18 protein-coding genes and 1 pseudogene are annotated in these 19,327 nt (G+C 58.9%); 6 read left to right on the top strand and 13 right to left on the bottom strand.

What is annotated here, in order from left to right; all coding sequences use genetic code 11:
• The first annotated feature begins 95 nt into the window (after nucleotides 1–95).
• A complete protein-coding gene (nudE, locus tag B5495_RS04125) occupies nucleotides 96–707 on the top strand; it encodes an ADP compounds hydrolase NudE (RefSeq protein WP_079551564.1) in 612 nt (203 codons plus the stop codon).
• Here nudE and B5495_RS04130 read toward each other — a convergent pair.
• The 7 genes from B5495_RS04130 to B5495_RS04160 all read right to left on the bottom strand — a co-directional run bounded on the left by B5495_RS04130 (nucleotide 687) and on the right by B5495_RS04160 (nucleotide 6,571).
• Nucleotides 687–1,361, bottom strand: a complete 675-nt coding sequence (locus B5495_RS04130; protein ID WP_079551565.1) for an ATP-binding cassette domain-containing protein — start codon at nucleotides 1,359–1,361, stop codon at nucleotides 687–689. The two genes, nudE and B5495_RS04130, sit on opposite strands and share 21 nt — an antisense overlap.
• The gene (gene thiP, locus B5495_RS04135) at nucleotides 1,345–3,027 is read right to left on the bottom strand and encodes a thiamine/thiamine pyrophosphate ABC transporter permease (RefSeq protein WP_079551567.1); all 1,683 of its coding nucleotides are present in this window, start codon (nucleotides 3,025–3,027) and stop codon (nucleotides 1,345–1,347) included. Before thiP ends, B5495_RS04130 begins: the two co-directional genes overlap by 17 nt.
• On the bottom strand, nucleotides 3,006–3,323 hold the full coding sequence (locus B5495_RS04140; protein WP_079551568.1) for an ABC transporter substrate-binding protein: 318 nt from the start codon (nucleotides 3,321–3,323) through the stop codon (nucleotides 3,006–3,008). Before B5495_RS04140 ends, thiP begins: the two co-directional genes overlap by 22 nt.
• Before the next feature lie 206 nt (nucleotides 3,324–3,529).
• A complete protein-coding gene (locus tag B5495_RS04145; RefSeq protein ID WP_079551570.1) occupies nucleotides 3,530–4,195 on the bottom strand; it encodes an SCO family protein in 666 nt (221 codons plus the stop codon).
• Nucleotides 4,196–4,237: 42 nt separating this feature from the next.
• Nucleotides 4,238–5,158, bottom strand: coding sequence for a heme o synthase (gene cyoE, locus B5495_RS04150; RefSeq protein ID WP_079551572.1), 921 nt, complete (start codon nucleotides 5,156–5,158; stop codon nucleotides 4,238–4,240).
• Nucleotides 5,155–6,288 (bottom strand): COX15/CtaA family protein, encoded by a 1,134-nt coding sequence (locus B5495_RS04155; protein WP_231897224.1) that lies wholly within the window; start codon nucleotides 6,286–6,288, stop codon nucleotides 5,155–5,157. The genes cyoE and B5495_RS04155 overlap by 4 nt, the downstream gene beginning before the upstream one ends.
• Nucleotides 6,289–6,310: 22 nt before the next feature.
• Entirely contained in the window at nucleotides 6,311–6,571 is a 261-nt protein-coding gene (locus tag B5495_RS04160) for a hypothetical protein (protein ID WP_197685638.1), read from the bottom strand.
• Nucleotides 6,572–6,697: 126 nt separating this feature from the next.
• Between B5495_RS04160 and B5495_RS04165 the strand changes: the two genes are divergently transcribed.
• Nucleotides 6,698–7,860, top strand: a protein-coding gene (locus tag B5495_RS04165) for an IS3 family transposase (protein ID WP_422822019.1) whose coding sequence is annotated in 2 segments (ribosomal slippage) — nucleotides 6,698–6,974 and nucleotides 6,974–7,860 — 1,164 coding nt in all. Because the reading frame shifts where the segments join, the coding sequence is not laid out codon by codon here.
• A gap of 344 nt (nucleotides 7,861–8,204) precedes the next feature.
• Here B5495_RS04165 and B5495_RS04170 read toward each other — a convergent pair.
• Nucleotides 8,205–8,942 (bottom strand): SURF1 family protein, encoded by a 738-nt coding sequence (locus B5495_RS04170; protein WP_079551575.1) that lies wholly within the window; start codon nucleotides 8,940–8,942, stop codon nucleotides 8,205–8,207.
• 81 nt (nucleotides 8,943–9,023) lie between these two features.
• On the opposite strand from B5495_RS04170, the gene B5495_RS04175 reads away from it, so the two are divergent.
• On the top strand, nucleotides 9,024–9,227 hold the full coding sequence (locus tag B5495_RS04175; protein ID WP_079551577.1) for a twin transmembrane helix small protein: 204 nt from the start codon (nucleotides 9,024–9,026) through the stop codon (nucleotides 9,225–9,227).
• Nucleotides 9,228–9,244: 17 nt separating this feature from the next.
• Here B5495_RS04175 and B5495_RS04180 read toward each other — a convergent pair whose 3' ends face one another.
• A complete protein-coding gene (locus B5495_RS04180; protein ID WP_154045211.1) occupies nucleotides 9,245–10,027 on the bottom strand; it encodes a cytochrome c oxidase subunit 3 in 783 nt (260 codons plus the stop codon).
• Between the two features lie 25 nt (nucleotides 10,028–10,052).
• On the opposite strand from B5495_RS04180, the gene B5495_RS04185 reads away from it, so the two are divergent.
• A protein-coding gene (locus B5495_RS04185) for an IS3 family transposase (protein ID WP_154045213.1) occupies nucleotides 10,053–11,227 on the top strand; the annotation gives its coding sequence in 2 pieces (ribosomal slippage) (nucleotides 10,053–10,308 and nucleotides 10,308–11,227; 1,176 coding nt in all).
• A 180-nt stretch (nucleotides 11,228–11,407) separates the two neighbouring features.
• On the opposite strand, the gene B5495_RS04190 is transcribed toward B5495_RS04185, so the two are convergent.
• Nucleotides 11,408–12,046 (bottom strand): cytochrome c oxidase assembly protein, encoded by a 639-nt coding sequence (locus B5495_RS04190; protein WP_079551580.1) that lies wholly within the window; start codon nucleotides 12,044–12,046, stop codon nucleotides 11,408–11,410.
• A 229-nt stretch (nucleotides 12,047–12,275) separates the two neighbouring features.
• Between B5495_RS04190 and B5495_RS04195 the strand changes: the two genes are divergently transcribed.
• Nucleotides 12,276–13,694, top strand: a complete 1,419-nt coding sequence (locus tag B5495_RS04195) for an IS1380 family transposase (protein WP_079550466.1) — start codon at nucleotides 12,276–12,278, stop codon at nucleotides 13,692–13,694.
• Nucleotides 13,695–13,927: 233 nt separating this feature from the next.
• Here B5495_RS04195 and B5495_RS04200 read toward each other — a convergent pair.
• A pseudogene (locus B5495_RS04200) lies at nucleotides 13,928–14,158 on the bottom strand (cytochrome c oxidase subunit II transmembrane domain-containing protein); the annotation flags it as partial.
• Between the two features lie 65 nt (nucleotides 14,159–14,223).
• Here B5495_RS04200 and B5495_RS04205 point away from each other — a divergent pair.
• A protein-coding gene (locus B5495_RS04205) for an IS630 family transposase (RefSeq protein WP_154045214.1) occupies nucleotides 14,224–15,238 on the top strand; the annotation gives its coding sequence in 2 pieces (ribosomal slippage) (nucleotides 14,224–14,610 and nucleotides 14,612–15,238; 1,014 coding nt in all).
• A 430-nt stretch (nucleotides 15,239–15,668) separates the two neighbouring features.
• On the opposite strand, the gene thiB is transcribed toward B5495_RS04205, so the two are convergent.
• On the bottom strand, nucleotides 15,669–16,688 hold the full coding sequence (gene thiB / locus B5495_RS04210; protein WP_079551582.1) for a thiamine ABC transporter substrate binding subunit: 1,020 nt from the start codon (nucleotides 16,686–16,688) through the stop codon (nucleotides 15,669–15,671).
• A 146-nt stretch (nucleotides 16,689–16,834) separates the two neighbouring features.
• A complete protein-coding gene (gene lon, locus B5495_RS04215) occupies nucleotides 16,835–19,306 on the bottom strand; it encodes an endopeptidase La (protein WP_079551583.1) in 2,472 nt (823 codons plus the stop codon).
• Between the last annotated feature and the right edge of the window lie 21 nt (nucleotides 19,307–19,327).

Genomic DNA, 19,327 nt, shown 5'->3' on the forward strand with positions numbered 1-19,327 from the left:
CTGTCTACGCCGGTCAGGTCAGGCGTGCTATTGTAGCCTAACGGACGTTTCTCAACGACCGCCGATCAACCTCGGATGCCAGCCACGGAGATATCATGTCAGCGCACGATTCATCCGCTATCAAGCCCCCGCAAAAGCCGCAGATCCTGTCCTGTCAGCGCGTTGCCCAAAGCCGCCTGTTTAACGTCGAGGCGATCGACCTGCGTTTCTCCAACGGCGAAGAACGCCAGTTCGAACGCCTGGCCGGCAGTGGCAGCGGCGCGGTGATGATCGTCGCCATGCCCGACCCGGACAATGTGCTGCTGATCCACGAATACGCCGCGGGCTTTGAAGACTATGTACTGACGCTGCCCAAGGGGCTGATTGACCCCGGTGAAGACGCCGCCACCGCCGCCAACCGCGAGCTGATGGAAGAATGCGGCGTGGGTGCTCGGCGCATTGAGCCGCTGTGCGAGCTGTCGCTGGCGCCGAACTACATGCGCCACCGCATGAACGTGCTGCTGGCCACCGACCTCTACGAAAAGCGCCTGCCCGGCGACGAGCCCGAACCGCTGGTGGTCGAATCCCACTCGCTCGAGGACATCGACGCCCTGCTGGCCCGGGAAGACTTCCACGAAGCCCGCGCCATTGCCGCGCTGTATATAGCCCGCGACCGGCTGCGTGCCGAGCGCGATGCGGAAGAAACGCTATACCGGCAGGATTTTTGAGGCATCCTGTGCCACCAGCCGGCCGTCCTCTAGCTGATAGCAGCTATCCGCCAGTGCGCGGATGTCTTCCGGGTCGTGGCTGACCAGCAGCACCGCGACGCCGGCGTTCTGCTGGCGTTTCACCAGTGCCCAGAGCGCTTCGCGATTGGTGCGATCAAGGCCGCTGAACGGCTCGTCGAGCAATAGCAGGCGCGGTTGCCTCAACAGCGCACGCAGCAGGGCCACGCGCTGGCGCTGGCCGCCGGAAAGCTCGGCCGGCAGGCGGTTGTAAAGCCCGCCCAGCCCCACGTCTTCAAGCCCGTCATGAATCTGCTGGCGCTGGCCTGCCGTCAGTTTCAGGTTGGCCGCCAGCCCCGCACCGATGTTGGCCCATACGGGCAGGTGCTCAAACAGGTTGTGTTCCTGAAACACCGTGGTCATCCCTCGCTGCCAGGGCGGCTGGCTCAGCAGGTCGGCATCGTTCCAGCACAGTGCCCCGCCGCCAGGCTCAAGAAACCCCGCCAACAGATTCAACAGCGTGCTTTTGCCCGAGCCCGACGGCCCCTGAACCGCCAGACAGTGGGAAGGCGCCAGGGTAAAACTGAAGCTGAAATCCGGGGTTTCGCCCGGCGCTTTTTGCGCGTAATGAAAGCTCAGACTACGGCACGACAGCATGGCGCGACTCCGGTGAAGGTTGGCGGTGCCAGGGGTAGCGCGGCGCGCGCCGCGTGAGCGCCGACACCACGGTAAAGGTGGCGACCACCCAGAACAGCAGCACCACGGCGGTGGCCGCGGCACTTTGCCAGCGGTAGCCGCCGAGTTCCTGATACAGCAGCATAGGCAACGTGGGCGCGGTGGGACTGCCAAACAGCGCGATGACGCTGAAGTCGCCCAGCGACAGCGTCATCGCATACGCCAGCGCCAGCCCCAGCGGGCGACGCAGCCGCGGCCAGACCAGCCAGCGAAACCGCGCCCAGCCGTGAATGCCCAGCTGTTCGGCGACCCGCCATTGCGCCAACGGCAGCGCAAGCAGTGCCCCGCGCAGTACCTGCATGGCAAACGGCAGCGCCATCAGCGCATTCACCAGCACCACCAGCGCGTAGCCGTCAAGGCCGCCGCCCAGGCTCGGGCGCAGGAGTAGAAACAGCCCCGTTCCCATCACCAGCGCCGGCAGCACTAAAATCAGCTGGCCGCTGCCTTCCATCACGCCGGCGACACCGTGCCGGCCGCGTGCCCGTAGCCAGCCGCTGCCGCCCAGTAACGCAAGCGCAAGCAGCACGGCGCCCAGGCCGGCACACAGCGCCATAACGAGGCTTCTCAGGCTGGCCGGCCAGAGCCGCTGCTGGGTCATGATATCCGGCAATCCCGCCACGCCCGCAGCCACAACAGCGACCAGCGGCGGCAACAGCAGCAGCGCCAGCCCGCCGATGCTCAGGCTGTCGGTCAGGCGCGACAGGCCGTACATATCACGGCGGCGCCATTTGGCGGTCAGCGGCGCGGGGGCATCACCGGCTACCAGCGACGGTGTCCCGCCCTGCGCCAGCGCCACGCCCCAAAGCCCAAGGCACACGACCAGCTGAGCCAGCGCGAGCAACGCCGCGAGGGCGACGTCATTATCGAACTTCAGCGCCTGATACAGCGCCACTTCCAGGGTACTGCTGCCCGGCCCGCCGCCCAGAGTCATCACAATAGCAAAACTGGTAAAGCACAGCGTGAAGACCAGCGCGGCCAGCTGCGGCAGCACACGGCGAATGGCCGGCCATTCCAGCGTGCGCCAGATAGCCCCGCGGGAAAGTCCCAGCTGGGCGGTTAGCCGCCAATGGGCGTCCGGGCTGCGCTCAAGCGCTTGCAGCATCAGTCGTGCCGCCAGTGGCAGGTTGTAAAATACGTGCGCCAGCACAATGCCCGAAAGCCCGTATAAATAGCCCGATGGCGAGCCAGTCAGCCATTTCCAAAGCGGCGCGGCCACGCCTTGCCGCCCATGCACGGCGACGAGGCCAAACAGCGCAATCAACGTGGGAATGACCAGTGAAAGCTCCATCACCCGCAGCAAAAAGCCACGCCCCCAAAAGCGCGGGCGGCGCGCCAGCGCGATGGCCACCGGCACTCCCAGCCCGACTGAAAACAGCGTCGAAAGGCCGGCCTGCCACAGCGTAAAACGCAGCACGCCGGCCAGATACGGCTCTTGCCACAGCTGCGCAACGTCCAGGCCGGGCGCCTGCCAGAGCAGCGCACCCAAGCTGCCAAGCCCCAGCCCCATGACCAGCACAAACGCGACCAGCCCGCCCAGCAGCGGCACGCGTCCGAGCGGGCGCGCGCTTAACTGCTGGCGTTGAGCCATTCACGGATCCATTCGCGGCGGTGTTCCTGCACCTCATCGGGGCTGAAGGTAAAGCCGTCAGGGTCGATCAGGCGGTCAAACGCCGGCGGCAGTTCGTCGTCAAGTTCAATGGCGGGATACATCACGTTGCCCAGCGGAATATGGCGCTGAAAATCGGGCGTCAGCATGAATTGCATAAATGCCCGGGCAAGTTCGGGGTTCTCCGCATTGCGGGTGATCGCGGCGGTTTCCACTTGCAGGTAGTGGCCTTCCGCAAATTCGGCGGCCTGATAGCGGTCGGTGTCTTCTACCGCCATGTGATACGCCGGCGAGGTGCTGTACGCGCGTGCACAACCATCAACATAATGGCGCCGGCAGCCAGCACGCCAAAGAGTTCTTTCGGGGTTGTGGTGTCCTGATGATACATAGTGTCTGTTCCGGCGAGTGTATTGTCAGCCGGGCAGTTTAAGCGAGCGCCGCCAGAATGTCAGTGTAACCTTGGCAGAACTGCCCCCGGACCGGATCAGGAACGGGCGTTTTCGCGATTGGCTTTTGCCCATTCATAAATGCGCTCGAAAGCGTCAGCCATTTCCTCCGGATGATGGGGTGACTGGATCAGCGCCGCCAACTCGCCATCCGGATTCAATAAGGCAAAGTGTCCGCTATGGTCGACCAGCAGTTCACCGTCCACCTCGCGTTGCGTGAAGACCGCACTCAGGCTTTTAGCCAGTTCCCGCAGTGTTTCCAGATCCCCGGTCAGGCCGTGAAAGTTCTCACCAAAGAAGGCGGTATAGTCCTTGAGCTGGTCCGGCGTGTCATGTTCTGGGTCAGCGCTGATCAGCAGATAGTCTGGCTGCGGCAGTTCATTCGACAGTAGCTTATTGGTACGCTGAAGATTGGCCATGGCAGTCGGACACACATCCGGACAGTTGGTGTAGCCCACAAACGCAAAGGTCCATCGGCCCCGGAGGCTTTCCCGGGTAACGGTTTCCCCGTTTTCGTCGGTCAGCGTGAACTCTGCCAGGGGTCGTGGCTGGTCATAGACATAGGTGTTCATTTCGGCAAGATCCGGAGCAGATTGCGGCTCCCCGCCATCCACCAAAAAAACCTGCCGGCCCACCACCAGGCCAAAGATCAGAATTACGAGAAGTAGAAGAGCAACCAACGTTACCTGTACTGAACGATTCATCCTAGCTCCACTCAGCAGACTCCAAAGTATCCCGGCACCCAGTCAGAAAAACACATAGTGATCGAAAAGAAGTATCACAAACAGGGCCATCAGGTAAGTGATGGAGTATTTGAAGGTGTTTAGTGCTACTCGGCGATCGTCGCCTTTTAGTAACCGTATGGCGTAGTTGAGGAAGCGTAGACCGAGAACAAGGGCGCCAGCCAAGTATATCCAGCCCGACATGCCTGTAACGAAGGGTAGCATGCTAACCGCCAGCAGCATCAGGGTGTACAGCAGTATGTGCAGTTCCGTGTATTTATTGCCGTGGGTGACCGGCAGCATGGGAATGCCTGCCTTCGCGTACTCTTCTTTGCGGTGAATGGCCAGTGCCCAAAAATGCGGTGGGGTCCAGGCGAAAATAATCAGAACCAGCAATAATGCATGGCCTTCTACTTGCCCTGTTACCGCCGTCCAGCCGAGCAGGGGCGGCATAGCGCCCGCGAGACCGCCGATGGTGATGTTCTGAGGCGTGGCCCGTTTGAGGAACAGCGTGTAAACACCGGCATAACCCACCAGAGAGGCCAGAGTGAGCCAGGCGGTGAGATGGTTTACCTGCCACATCAGTACCGCCATTCCCACACAGGCCAACGCAGTGGCGAACACGATCGCCTCCACCGGGGAGATCTTACCGGTAGCCACCGGGCGCTTGCGGGTGCGGGCCATCACCGTGTCAATCTTCTGGTCGACCACGTGGTTGACTACGGCTGCCGCTCCGGCAAGGAAGGCAATGCCCATGTTGCCCCAGATCAGCACACCCAGGCCGGGCAATCTGGAGGTGGCCAGCAGCATGCCGATGACCGACGTCAGGATCATCAGGGCCACGACTCTGGGCTTGGTCAGCTCCAGGTAATCCCGCCACGAAATAGCGCGCGTGGATTGGCTGGAAACTCGCTGGGCCGGCAGTACGTCCACTTGCTCACTCATGCCGTAACCTCCTGATGCATTATTGTGGTATGTGTTGCTGTTGAGAGTTGCGCCTGCGGCAGCAGATGGTGCCGCCAGATCAGGTATATCACTGACAGCAGTAGCCCGGCGCCCATGGCGTTGTGGGCAACTGCAACAGGGAGGGGAATATGAAACAGTACATTGCCAAGCCCTAAAGCAATCTGGGTTGCCAGTGCCGTGGCAACCAGTCGCACCGGGCCATGCAGTTCCCGACTGTTATTCCGGCGCCAGATCCATGCCAGTAAAATGCCGAAATAGGCCAGCACCAGCAGGGCACCTGCCCGGTGGGTTACCTGGATCGCCACCCGGCCACCCGCCGTGAGCTGCCCGCCCAGGTAGTTGGGACCGACGTGCTGGGTGATATCAAAACCATGCCGGAAATCCATACCTTCCGGCCACCACTGGCCCTGGCAGGTGGGCAGATCTGTGCAGGCCACAGCCGCATAATTCGCAGCCGTCCAGGCGCCCAGGGCAATCTGCAGAATAATGAGAAGCAGACCGCCGTAAAGCCAGGGGCGAAGGCGGGCCAAGCTGGAAGCTGACGCGGCGGGTCCCGAAGGGGCTTCGGGCGTTACCCGGGCAGAGGTGGACTGAGCTGCCGGGAACGCCCGTAGCCGGAATACCAACACGGCAAGCAAACTCAGTGTGGTGAAGCCGCCAAGCAGGTGCAGGGCAACCACCTGCGGCCATAGCTTCAATGTAACCGTCCACATACCAAAGGCACCCTGAAGCAGGATGAAGCCGGCAATGAAAAGCGGCAGTTTGAAGGGCACGCCGCTGCGGCGATGACGCAGTGCGCAGGCGGCCAGGCCAAACACCACCAACCCCAATGTTCCGGCTGCGTAGCGGTGGATCATTTCCGTCCAGCCTTTCACCACATCCACCGGTGTTTCCGGGAAACGGGTGTTGGCAATGGCAATGTGCGTTTCGCTCTGGGGCACGGTCATGAATCCGTAACATCCGGGCCAGTCGGGGCACCCCAGCCCCGCATCCACCAAGCGGGTCCAAGCACCCAACATGATCACCACAACCGCCAGAACCACCGCGAAGGTGGCCCAGTTCACCATGGCGTGTGCCTTTGGCTGGCGACGGCGGGTCGGATGATTCAAGGTGGCGCCTCCTGGCTGGCTCTCAGTCGACCTTTGACAGTTTGAGCAGATGTTTCAGGTCCTTGAGCATGTCCTTGCCGGAATGTTCAGGGCCATAGTGCATCATTACGTTGCCAAAGGGATCCACCAGCACAATGCGCGGTTCCTGTTCGGGGTTTACCGCTGCAGGCCACGCCGGGGTTGCGCCACGCGCCGGCACCAGGCGCTCCATTAATCGGTAATCGGTCGCCAGGCGGGCATCCAGATCATCGTTAACGCTGCCCAGTACCGCTGCTCTGGACACACGATTTGCGTTTTTACCCAGCGCAACGTTCGCTTGTCGAGCCAGATACAACAGCTCTTTGAAGTGGTTATAGTTTCCCGGACACACAAACGCAGGTAATCTCACCTGCCCATCGAGGTGTGTGTCATGAGCCAGAAAAAAGCCAATTCCTATACCGCTGAATTTAAAGAGGCCGCCGTCAAATTGGCGACGGAATCAAATCAACCGGTGACCCAATCTGCCAGGGAGCTGGGCGTTAACGTCAATACGCTGCATACCTGGGTCGACAAGTACTCTGGTAAACGAGAGGTCGGCAGTTCCGGCCAGGTGAATGACCCGCACCTGTATGAAGAGCTGAAACAGCTGCGGCGCGAGAATGCTCGCCTCAAGGAGGAACGCGAACTGCTAAAAAAGGCGGCGGCCTTCTTCGCCAAGGAATCTCGCTGAGGTACGCCTTCATCGAAGCACACCAGAGAGCGTTCGATACTGCCCTGATGTGCCGAGTGTTTGAGGTGTCTCGCAGTGGTTACTATGAGTGGCGCTCTCGGCCACCCTGCCAGCGAGATCAGCAAGATGAGGCGTTGAAGGCGAGGATCCGAGACCACCATACGCAGAGCCGGGCAACCTACGGCACGCGGCGTATCCAGCAGACACTGGCCAGTGAGGGCGAGGCGATCAGCCGTCGTCGGCTTGCCAGGCTAATGAGAGAGGAAGGCTTGGTGTGTAAGACACGGCGGAAATTTAAGGCGACCACGAATTCAAAGCACGGCAAGCCGGTTGCTTCGAATCTTCTGAATCGCACCTTCTCGGCCGCGCAGCCGGATCAAGCCTATGTCGGTGACATCACCTACATTCCGACACGGGAAGGCTGGCTCTACCTGGCCGTCTTCATCGACCTCTACTCGCGAGCGGTGGTGGGCTGGTCGATGGATAGCCGCATGCCCGCCTCACTGGTACATGATGCGCTGACCATGGCCGTCCGGAAGCGGCAGCCAGAAAATGGGTTGCTGGTACATAGTGACCGAGGTAGCCAGTATGCCTCCGATAGTTTTCAGTGGTTGCTAAAGCAGCATGACTTCCGGTGCAGCATGAGCCGAAAGGGGAATTGCTGGGATAACGCACCCTCCGAGAGCTTCTTTCACACCCTGAAGACTGAGCTGGTGTACCACGAAGATTTCAGAACGCGAGAAAAGGCGAAACAAGCCATTTTCGAGTATATCGAAGTGTTTTATAACCGAGTTCGGCTGCACTCCAGCAACGGCTACATGAGTCCGATGGACTATGAGTCAGAGCGACGAACGGCCGCTTGAAAATGTGTCCGGAAAACTGTTGCCAGATCACTTCACAGCGGTTGTCACACTCGCCGGCTGCGACCACAAGCAGCCACTGGGGATCCGTCTGGCCCCTGCTGAAACGCTCGGCCAGCGGTTTTCCCGACAGTGTCTCAAGATGGAGGTCCGCCACCGGCACCGTGGGCTGGATCAGCGCACCCAGGTTGGTGTGTTCCGTCGGGTTCAGCCAGCCGGTATAGAACATAACGGTGGCCAGAATCATCGGTCCGAACCCCAGGGCAAACAGAAGAAATGCCGTACGCCGGCCTCTGCGGGCCTGCGTGGGAGTGGGTTGGCGTTTTTGTTGATCTTGCGATATCTGGCTAGCCACTGTCATTGCCACTACGAGCTCCTGTTTTTCTATAACTCGCTACTACACTCAATATAGTCAGCACTATGGCAAGCGCAAACCACTGAGTGGCATATCCGTAGTGAGTTTGTGGCCCCATCCGGTCCGGCTGCCAATCGGCGCGGTACGCTCCTGGCTGTTCGTTGTCCTGGAGCCGGATGATGGCACTGGGAAGTTCTGCAACCTCGGCTCTCGCAACCGCCCCGGGAAGCGATTGCACCCGTCGTGGCCAGCCACTGTCCTTTGCTGATGAATCGGACAGCACCGGTGGTTCCGGGTACTCACTGACCCGTCCGGTCAGGGTAGAAACGCCCTCAGGCGGAGTTACATCGGGGAGCTCATTGCGTGTTCTGGGCGCCGCTATCCATCCTCTGTTGACCAGTACCGGTGGGCCTTCAAGGGGAAAAAAAACGGTCAGCACTTCGTAACCGACTATGCCATCGCGGGTTCGGTTGTCCAGCAGCCAGCTGCGCTCACCGAAAAGCCCGGTCACCGTCAGCGGCCTGCCCTTCTCCAGCCCGCTGGCGACCAGCTCCGGCCAGTCCATGTCACGCGCCTCCTGTTGCCACTGATCGAGCATCACCTGCTTTTCTTCCGCCCGGTTCAGTTGCCAGATACCCAGACTCACCAATAACGGTAAAAAAATCGCCGCAAAAACCATCAATCGCCAGTCTGGCTGCCATCGCCGAGCGTGGTGTTTTGCGTCAGTCATGGTCTGCTACAGTGAATCTGAGCAACACCATACGGCGACATATCAAACAAATACGCATCTGCCGACATCACAGGCGATCTTATGCTCAAAACGCTCATCATTATTCTCATGCTCGCCGTCATTGTGAGCCTGTTCAGCGGTCTGTTTTTTCTCATCAAAGATGGCGGAAAAACCAACCGCGTGGTGAATTCTCTGGCTATCCGGGTCACGCTGAGCGTCCTTCTCCTGTCGGTTATTCTTTTGACCCTGTGGCATGGGGACCTGTCGCTGCACTCAACCCCCTGAGAATGCTCCCGGCGCCGTCATAGCACATACACGAACACAAATAGCCCCAGCCAGATCACGTCCACGAAGTGCCAGTACCAGGAGGCAGCCTCAAACCCAAAGTGATTGTCTGAGGTAAAATGCCCTTTGTTAATGCGAATGAACATAATGCTCAGCATCAGGGTGCCCAGCATGACGTGAACGCCGTGGAAACCGGTGAGCATGAAAAATGTGGTGCCGTAAATGCCGGACTGAAGAGTCAGACCGAGCTCCTCATAGGCATGCATATACTCTTCTGCCTGCAGGAACAGAAAACCCAGCGCTAACATGATTGTAGCCGCGAGCCAGATCTTCAGTTTTTTCCGGTGATTCGCCTTAAGCGCGTGATGGGCAACCGTTACGGTCAAAGAGGAAGTGACCAGAAGGATGGTGTTTACCAGCGGCAAACCCCAGGCCCCGATCACGGATTCAGCCGCGGGATAGGCTTCCGGATCCGGGTTATTAATTAAAGGCCAGGTGGCCTGAAAGCCCTCCCAGAGCATATTGGAACTCCCCCGATCGCCTTCCCCCCCAAGCCAGGGCACGGCAAACATACGGGTATAGAATAACGCACCAAAAAAAGCCCCAAAGAACATGACTTCGGAGAAAATAAACCAGCTCATGCCCCAGCGGAACGAGCGGTCCATTTGTGGGCTATAAAGGCCAGACCGGCTTTCTTTGATCACGCTGCCGAACCAGCCAAACAGCATGTAAATCATGATCAGCACGCCGGCTGTAGTGGCATAGTCAATTTGGCCAGCTGGTTTTGAGTGTATGATCACTCCGAGAGAAAATCAGGTGGACATAATGACCAAGAGAAGAAATTTCAGCCCGGCATTTCGTCTGGAAGCGGCGCAACTTGTCGTTGATCAAGGCTATACGCTGAAGGCAGCTTGCGAGGCCATGGGGATAGGCAAAACCACCATGGAATCCTGGGTTCGCAAGCTACGCGTAGAGCGGGCAGGCAATGCGCCGCAAAAAGGTGAAGCGCTGACACCTGAGCAGCGTGAAATTCAGGATTTAAAGCGGCGGCTACGGCGATCTGAGGAAGAAAAGACCATCCTAAAAAAGGCTACCGCTCTCTTGATGTCCGACTCCCTGAGCAATTCTCGTTAATCGAGCGACTTGAAGAGAGCTATGCGGTGCAGCGCTTGTGTAGCGTATTTGGGGTGCACCGCAGCAGTTACCGCGCATGGCGTAACAGAAATACGGTACCAAGCCAGGAAGAGCGAGCCCTGCTGCAGCGAATCGTCGATACCCATGCAGCCAGCAAGGGCTCTGCAGGGGCGCGGAGCATTGCCAAGATGGTGACCCAAGCAGGAGTGCCGCTGAGCCGCTACCGTGCCGGAAAACGGATGAAACGGCTTGGGTTGGCGAGCACACAGCCGCCGCGCCATGCCTACAAAAAGGCGGTGCAGCCGCACCTGGCTATTCCGAATCGGCTCGACCGGCAGTTCGATGTAAAGACGCCCAACAAGGCTTGGACTGGTGACATCACCTATATTTGGACTGGATCACGCTGGGCGTATTTGGCGGTGGTTATTGACCTTTTTTCACGCAAGCCGGTGGGCTGGGCGATGTCGCCGTCACCGGACACAGAGCTCGTTAACAAGGCGTTGATGATGGCGTATGAATCTCGCCATGAACCCAAGAGCGTTCTTTTTCATTCGGACCAAGGTTGCCAATACACCAGCCTGGGTTTCCGGCAATGCCTCTGGCGCTATCAGATGACACAGAGCCTGAGTCGCCGAGGGAATTGCTGGGATAATGCGCCAACGGAACGCTTTTTCAGAAGCCTGAAAACAGAGTGGGTACCAGCAACGGGCTATCTCGATATGGCGGCGGCGAAGCAATCCATCACTGAATATATAATCAGCTACTACAGCTGCCTCAGGCCGCACACACATAACGATGGGCTGCCACCGAATGCGGCAGAAACGACATACTGGAATGCTCAAAAGGCCGTGGCCAAAAACACTTGACCACTACAGGCCGCAAATACAATCCAGGCGCTGCCGGTACTTTCTCCCTGGTTGCTGTTGACCATAATCGAGGCCGTCCCGTACAGAGTCACCCCCAAGCCAACCGTCGCAACAATAGGCCACTTGCTCTGTTCGGGAACATAGTATGTCTGATAATCCGCCATAGCAGTCTCCGATGGCTTATCCATTATCGATTGCTGTTGTGTATTCCCGGGCATTGATCATTGCTATATTTAAGATGGTTTCCAGAGGCGTACGTCTAACGGCCGTTGGCTCACCCTGGTCATAAAGCGTATAGGACAACGTCAGTTTGGTGATGTAATCAGGAAGATCAGGGTCGACGATAAAGACCAGAGGCATTTCCGCGCTCTGCCCAGCCGCCAACGGCTGCTGATTAAAGCAGAAACATTCGGTTTTATGAAAATACAGCGTGCCCTCGGATGGCGACAGACTGGGTATCGCCTGCGCCACCATATCCTGGTCGGTTGGATTCTCGGCGTAAAAATTCATGGTGGTCGGCTCACCGGGGTGCACTTCAACGCTGTGGGCTACTGGCCGAAAAATCCAGGGCATATCCGGGCCGTTCTGCGCCAGAAACTGAACCTTGACGGTGCGCTTCATGTCAGCAGCGGCGGTTTCGGTGGACTCATAGCGGCCACTGGTTTTGCCATTGATGCCAGTGATATCACAGAACACGTCATACAGAGGCACCAGTGCAAAACCGAAAGCAAACATCCCGACAACGCCAACCATACACCAGCCAATAACCCGCGAGTTGCTCCGTGGCTTGGTGGGTTTATTTTGCAGTTGATCTGCCATGCTGCCTGCCTCCTATTTCACATCCGGTGGAGTGGAAAAGGTGTGATAAGGCGCCGGAGAAGGTATCTCCCACTCGAGCCCTTCTGCGCCTTCCCAGGGCTTAGCGGGGGCCTTTTTACCGCCTCTGGCACACTTCACAACAATCAGCAGGAACAACAACTGAGCCCGCCTTATTCACCGGGCTGAGACAGAAAAGAAGATGGCGAGCAGTTTCTCTTGTAGAATCAATATGTTCCTAACCGAACTTGACTCAAGAGGACCACTCGCCATGGGTGAAAGCCTATCCCCCTGGACCCCGTCATGCAACGGGTCCATCCGCGTCGAGCTCAGCGGCCATCGCACCACCAGCGACAGCGGTGCTTTGCTGTTGCGTGAAGCCCTCGACAACAGCGGCATGATCGATGCGCTGGACGACCATCTGGTCGATCATCGCGACCCGGATCGCGTCCGCCACTCGTTAGCCAGCCAGCTGCGTACCCTGGTGCTGCAGCGTTCGATGGGCTGGATCGACCTCAGCGATACCGATACGCTTCGCCGTGACCCGCTCTGGCAGCTAGCCTGCAGTGATGCCCGCGGGACAACGCCGTTGGCTCAGGACCGGCCATCTCAAGCGACGCTGTCGCGGCTGCTGACGTGCCTGGGCCGCGACGACAATATCGATACCGTGCATGAGGGCCTGCTGCGGCTGGCGGTCTGGCGACTGACCTCGCTGAACGGCGGCGAACGCCCCGAGCATCTGACGCTGGACATCGACGGCTTGCCGATCGACGTTCACGGCCACCAGGGCGGTTCGGCGTTTCATGGACTTTACGGGGCCAGAATCTACTCGCCTTTGGTGGCCTCGCTGGCAGAGACCGGCGACATGGTGGGCGGCCTGCTGCGTGAAGGTAACGCCGGCCCAGCCGAGAATGCCGATACCTGGATCCCACATCTGGTGCGGCGACTCAACGAGAGCACCGGGGCCAAGGTCAAGGTGCGCATCGACGCCGGCTTCACCGACAACGACACGCTTGAGGCGCTGGAAGATCGCGACATCGAGTATCTGGGCCGGTTGCGCAGTCATACGGGCCTGCAGACACTGGCAGCGCCACATCTGAAGCGGCCACGCGGCCGGCCCCCCGAGCAACCTCGGGAATGGTGCCATGACCTGGCGTACCAAGCCGGTACCTGGCCGGCGCCGCGGCGCGTGGTGCTGGTGGTACAAGAGCGGCCCGATGATCTGCTGCTGCATGCCTTCTTTTTGGTCACCAATCTCGGCAAGTTCGACTGGCCGCCGGAAAAGGTCCTGGCGCTTTATCGCAAGCGCGGCAGCGCCGAAGCCCACATGGGCGAGGTGAAGTCGTCGCTCGATATGCATCTCTCCTCGACTGATCGCGGTGTCTCCACCGTCCAGGACGTCATGGCCCGCAACGAGGTAAACCTGCTGCTGACTCTCTGCGCTTATCAGGTGCTACACGGGCTGCGTTGCCTGTTGGAACGACAGACCCGGCAGGGCTGGAGCCTGAAGCGGATGCGCGAGCAGGTGCTCAAGGTGGCCGCCACGCTGACAGTGCACGCCCGGCGTATCACCGTGCACCTCGGCGATGCCGCCGACAAATGGTGGCCATCCTTACTGAAGGGGTTGCCGCGGCTGACGGCATTGACCTGACACGTCGCATTACTCAGCCTTTTCCAGCAGACAAAACGGCCACTATGGAGGCCGACGACCACGGCTGCGCCGTCACTCGAAACCAATGAACTTCAGTTATAAATATCACGGCATTGATACGATAAAGCTATGTGCTAATCGGCTACTCAGCGACCGTATGACATAAAAGCCGGTCGGTCCCGGTCACCACGGGACGTAAAACGCTCGTTCGGCGTCCTGATGAATAAGGCGGGGTACATGTCTACCAGGGTGGCGGTGGCGGGAATCGCCATGATGACCAGAATGACAAGGGGTATGAGCGTCCAGAGAACCTCAACCAGGGGGTGTTCATGGAAGTTTGCCGGCTTTGCGCCCTTGGATTTGCGATGAGCGAAAATAGACCAGAACATGACCCCGAATACCACGACGCCGATAGCGACGCAGATCCAGAAAATAGTCATGTGAAGGTTGAAGATATCGTTACTGGTAAGTGCTTATCCATATATTTTCAGGCATAATACTGGCAAATTCTCCCCTTTAGGATGGCAACATGGCAAGGCGCTTCATCCCTTCCCTGGCAGAAGCCGACCGGCAGGCGTTGGCACATGTCCATCAGTACGGTCAGAAGCGTGCCTCGCGCCGCCGCGCTCATGCGATCCTCTTGAGCGACCAAGGCTATACCATCACCCAAATCAGCGATATTTTGGAGGTCGGAAGAAACACCCTGACGATCTGGTTTCAGAAGTGGGAGACCTCGGGTCTCGAAGAACTCGTCGATAAACCTCGGAGCGGTCGCACCCCGATCCTTGATGACAGCGATAGAGAGCGGCTTCAGGCCTTGATAGAAGAGCACCCTCATCAGCTGCGCACTCTGCAGGCCCGACTGCAGGAAGAAACAGGAAAAACCTTTAGCACGGGCACCTTGCGCCGAGCGTTGAAAAAAAAATCTCAATAGCTTCAAGCGCATTCGGCATTCACTGAAGGGCCGTCGTGATGAGACAGATTTTCGCCATACGCAGGGCCTTCTGACAGTGCTCCAGGAGAGCGAAGATCAAGGCGAACACGAGCTTTACTATTTCGATGAATCCGGCTTTTCCCAGACGTCATCAGTACCCTATGCATGGAGCCCTGTCGGTAAGCCATGGGAAGTGACGGCGTACTCGCATAGCCATAGGCTGAACGTGCTGGGGTTCCTTAGCCGAACAGGGAAGCTGGTTTACCACACCACCACCGAGTCGGTTACGACGGAGACCGTCATCGAGGCATTTGATCAATTTGTGGCTCAGAAAGATCCCGATGCCTTCGCCATCGTCGTGTTGGACAATGCCAGCATGCATCGCTCCAAAGCGTTTAAGCGCAAGATTCTGGAATGGATGTCGCATCGCGTGCATCTGGTTTACCTATCCGCTTACTCGCCAGAGCTGAACTTGATCGAGATCCTGTGGCGGCAGGTCAAATACCACTGGCTGCCCATCGATGCTTATCTCTCGTTTGACCGGCTCTGCGATGCAGTCCATCGACAGCTCAGGAGCTACGGCACGGAGCGCACGATTAATTATGCGTAGACACTTACCGGTCACCCCCGGGGTCATGTTTACCGTCCAGTCCGCCATGGACAAAGCGGGAAACAGCAAACCACCTGACAGGGCACCTACCCGCTGAGCGTACACACGCATACTGTGTCTCCACAGAGTGTCATTCTTGTCGGATTTTGCCTAATCCCTCTATTTTTTTCGACCGACGCTCGCATTCGCCGGGCGATTCAGGGTGAAAGCCTGCTTATAGATACTCAAACCGAGTATAGACACAGATCCGAAAAACACTAAAAAAACAAGATAAATATATAAAGACTAATATACGAAATTTTGAGACGAAGACCGAATATGAAATTCAGGTGGTCGCTAACAGACCGACGCCTGTGGGCTCTGGCATGGCCACTGCTGACCGCTACCTTCCATCACGCCTGCGGCGGCAAGCGTCCCAGCGGTCGCGCGCTTAACTGCTGGCGTTGAGCCATTCACGGATCCATTCGCGGCGGTGTTCCTGCACCTCATCGGGGCTGAAGGTAAAGCCGTCGGGGTCGATCAGGCGGTCAAACGCCGGCGGCAGTTCGTCGTCAAGTTCAATGGCGGGATACATCACATTGCCCAGCGGAATGTGGCGCTGAAAAGCGGGCGTCAGCATGAACTGCATGAACGCGCGGGCAAGCTCAGGGTTTTCTGCATTGCGGGTGATCGCGGCGGTTTCCACTTGCAGGTAGTGGCCTTCCGCAAATTCGGCGGCCTGATAGCGGTCAGTGTCTTCTACCGCCATGTGATACGCCGGCGAGGTACTGTACGACAGCACCATGGGTGCCTCGCCGTTCATGAACAGCGAGAAATACGCCTGGCTCCAGCCACTGGCCACGGTCAGCACATGCTGGTTGAGCTGCTGCCACGCTTCGCCGGCGTCTTCCCCGTAAACGTGCTTGATCCACAACAGCAGCCCGAGGCCGGGCACGCTGGTACGCGGGTCGGAAATGATCACTTTCAGATCATCGGGCGCGTCGAGCAGCGCCTGAAAGCTTGCGGGCGGGTTGGGCAGCGCTTCGGTGTCGTAAACAAAGGCGAACTGCCCCCAGTCATAGGGCAAAAAGGTCTCGTCGTCCCAGTCAATGGGCAACGTAAGCGCCGCGGTGTCCGCGCCGTGGGGAACCAACAGTTCCAGGTCCCGGGCTTCCTCCATCAGGTTCATATCCAGGCCCAGCACCACGTCGGCCGCGGTACTTTCACCCTCAAGGCGCAGGCGCTGCAGAATATCCACGCCGCCATCAAGCGCCACAAAGGTGACCGTGCAGTCATCGCACTGTGCTTCAAAGGCTTTTTTCACCTGAGGGCCAGGCCCCCAGTCCGCGACAAACGAGATGTAGGTATAAACCGTAAGCGTACGCGGCGCGGCAAATGCGCCCGGCGCAGCGGCTATCCCAAGCGCAAGGCAAAGCCCCAGTGCTGGAACAAAACGACAATGACGATGCATGGCAAAATCCGGTGAAGTATCGAGCCCGGGCGTTACGCCCGGTTAATGCGAATGCCAGTGTAGCAAATCCCCTGCCGTCACCCATGCCGCTGCCTTTAAAAACGCCACGCCGTGGAGCGTGCGTACCATTACGTCACCGGATGGCGTTAAAACACCACGTTGGCGACGTCCTGGTAACGGTCAGCGAAGTGTACCGTCATGCCTTCACGGAGGAAGTCAGGCAACTCGTCATAGTCGCGGCGGTTGGCAGCGGGCAGTATCACCTCGAAGATGCTGCTTCTGCGGGCGGCAATGACTTTTTCGCGGATGCCGCCCACCGGCAGTACCTGCCCGGTCAGCGTGAGCTCGCCGGTCATCGCCAGTGGCCGGTTGATCGACTGGTGCCGGGCCAGCGAAAGTAACGCCGTGGTCATCGATACGCCGGCAGACGGGCCATCCTTGGGCGTGGCGCCTTCGGGTACGTGCAGGTGAATAAAGGCCGAATCGAAGAAATCCTGCTGTGCACCGTGTTCCTTTAAATGGCCCAGGGTGTAGCTGTAGGCAATATTGGCGGACTCTTTCATCACGTCGCCCAGCTGGCCGGTGAGCTTGAAGCCGCGGTCCAGCGAGTGCACCTTGCTGGCTTCTATCGGCAGCGTCGTCCCGCCCATCGCCGTCCAGGCAAGGCCGGTTACCACGCCTTCGCCCTTGAGCACTTTCTCCTTGCGGAAAATCGGCGCGCCGAGGAAGTCTTCAAGGTTTTTCACCGATACCTTGACGGTTTCATCCTCGCTTTCCAGCAGCTGTACCGTGGCCTTGCGCACAATGCGGTGGAGCTGTTTTTCCAACTGCCGCACGCCGGCTTCCCGGGCGTAGCCTTCAATCACCTGCTTGAGCGCTGCATCGGTCAGATTGATGCGTTTTTTGCTCAGGTTATTGCGCTTGAGCAGCTTCGGCCACAGGTGGTTTTTGGCAATCGCCACTTTTTCCTCGGCAATATAGCCGGAGAGGCGAATCTGCTCCATGCGGTCCAGCAGCGCCCGCGGAATGGAATCCACGGCGTTCGCGGTGCACACAAACAGCACCTTGGAAAGGTCCATGCGCACGTCAAGGTAGTGGTCGAGAAAGTCCACGTTCTGCTCGGGGTCGAGTACTTCCAACAGCGCCGAGGCCGGATCGCCCTGAAACGACTGGCCGAGCTTGTCGATCTCGTCGAGCATGATCACCGGATTTTCGACCTCGACTTCCTTGAACGCCTGCACAAACTTGCCCGGAATGGCGCCAACGTAGGTGCGGCGGTGGCCTTTTATTTCAGCCTCGTCGCGCATCCCGCCGACCGAGAAGCGGTAGAACTTGCGCCCCAGCGCATCGGCAATGGAGCGCCCGACCGAGGTTTTACCCACCCCGGGCGGACCGACCAGCAGCACAATCGAGCCGCCTACGTCGCCCTTGAACGTGCCTTCGGCGAGAAACTCGACGATGCGCTCTTTTACCTCGTCCAGCCCGTTGTGATCGCGGTTGAGCACCTCACGGGCATGATTCAAGTCCAGCTTGTCGTCGCTGGTCAGCCCCCAGGGCAGGCAGGTGAGCCAGTCCAGATAATTGCGCGTGGTGCCGTATTCCGGCGAGCCGGTTTCCAGCACGCTGAGCTTGCCCAGTTCCTCGTCGATGCGCTCCTGCACGCGCTCGGGCACGGTAAGGCCCGTCAGCCGCGCGCGGAAGGTATCCACATCGTTTTCGCGGTCGTCTTTGGAGATACCCAGCTCGCGCTGAATTACCTTGAGCTGCTCGCGCAGGAAGAACTCGCGCTGACGATCCTGCATCTGCGCGTTGACCTGCTCGCTGATCTCGCTCTGCAGCTGGGCGACGTCAATTTCCTTGCGCAACAGCGGCAGCACTTTTTGCATCCGCTCAATCACCGGAAGCGTCGCCAGCACGCTCTGCAGCTCGTGCCCCTTGGCCGAGGTAATCGCCGCGGCAAAGTCGGTCAGCGGGCCCGGCTGGTTGGGACTGAAGCGGTTGAGGTAGTGCTTGAGCTCTTCGCCGTAAAGCGGGTTAAGCGGCAACAACTCCTTGATGCCGTTGATGATCGCCATGGCGTAAGCGCGGGTTTCTTCATTTTCCGCGTCGACCGGCTCCTTGGGGTAGGTAACTTCCACCAGATACGGCGGCTTTTTGGACAGCCAGCGCGTAATTTTAAAGCGCTGAACCCCTTGGGCGATGAACTGGATCTGCTGGTCTTCGGCCTTGAGCTTGTGCACCTTGACGGCGGTGCCAAATTCGGGGAAATCATTCTCGCCGGGCGCGCCATCTTTGCCATCGCCCACAAACGCCACGCCAATGGTGTGATGCGGCGTGTTGTTCACCCGACGCATGGTCTCTTCCCAGCGCTCGCGATTGATTAACAGCGGCTGTACCTGCGCGGGGAAAAACGGGCGATTATTGATGGGCAGCAGATAAATACGCTCGGGCAGCATTTCGCTTGCCGGCACCATAGGGTTGACGCGCTCGCCGTCAGAACGATGCTCGTGCGCGGAATCATCTTCGCCCTGCTTCTCGGTCTCGTCGTAGGCCGAGGTTTCGTCTTGCGCTACCCACTGGGGAGCCTGGTCGTCGCGGTCAAAATCCTGGTCGCTCATGCGCCCTCCGTAAACAAAGGC

Source organism: Vreelandella subglaciescola, from assembly GCF_900142895.1.
Taxonomy (GTDB): Bacteria; Pseudomonadota; Gammaproteobacteria; order Pseudomonadales; family Halomonadaceae; genus Vreelandella; species Vreelandella subglaciescola.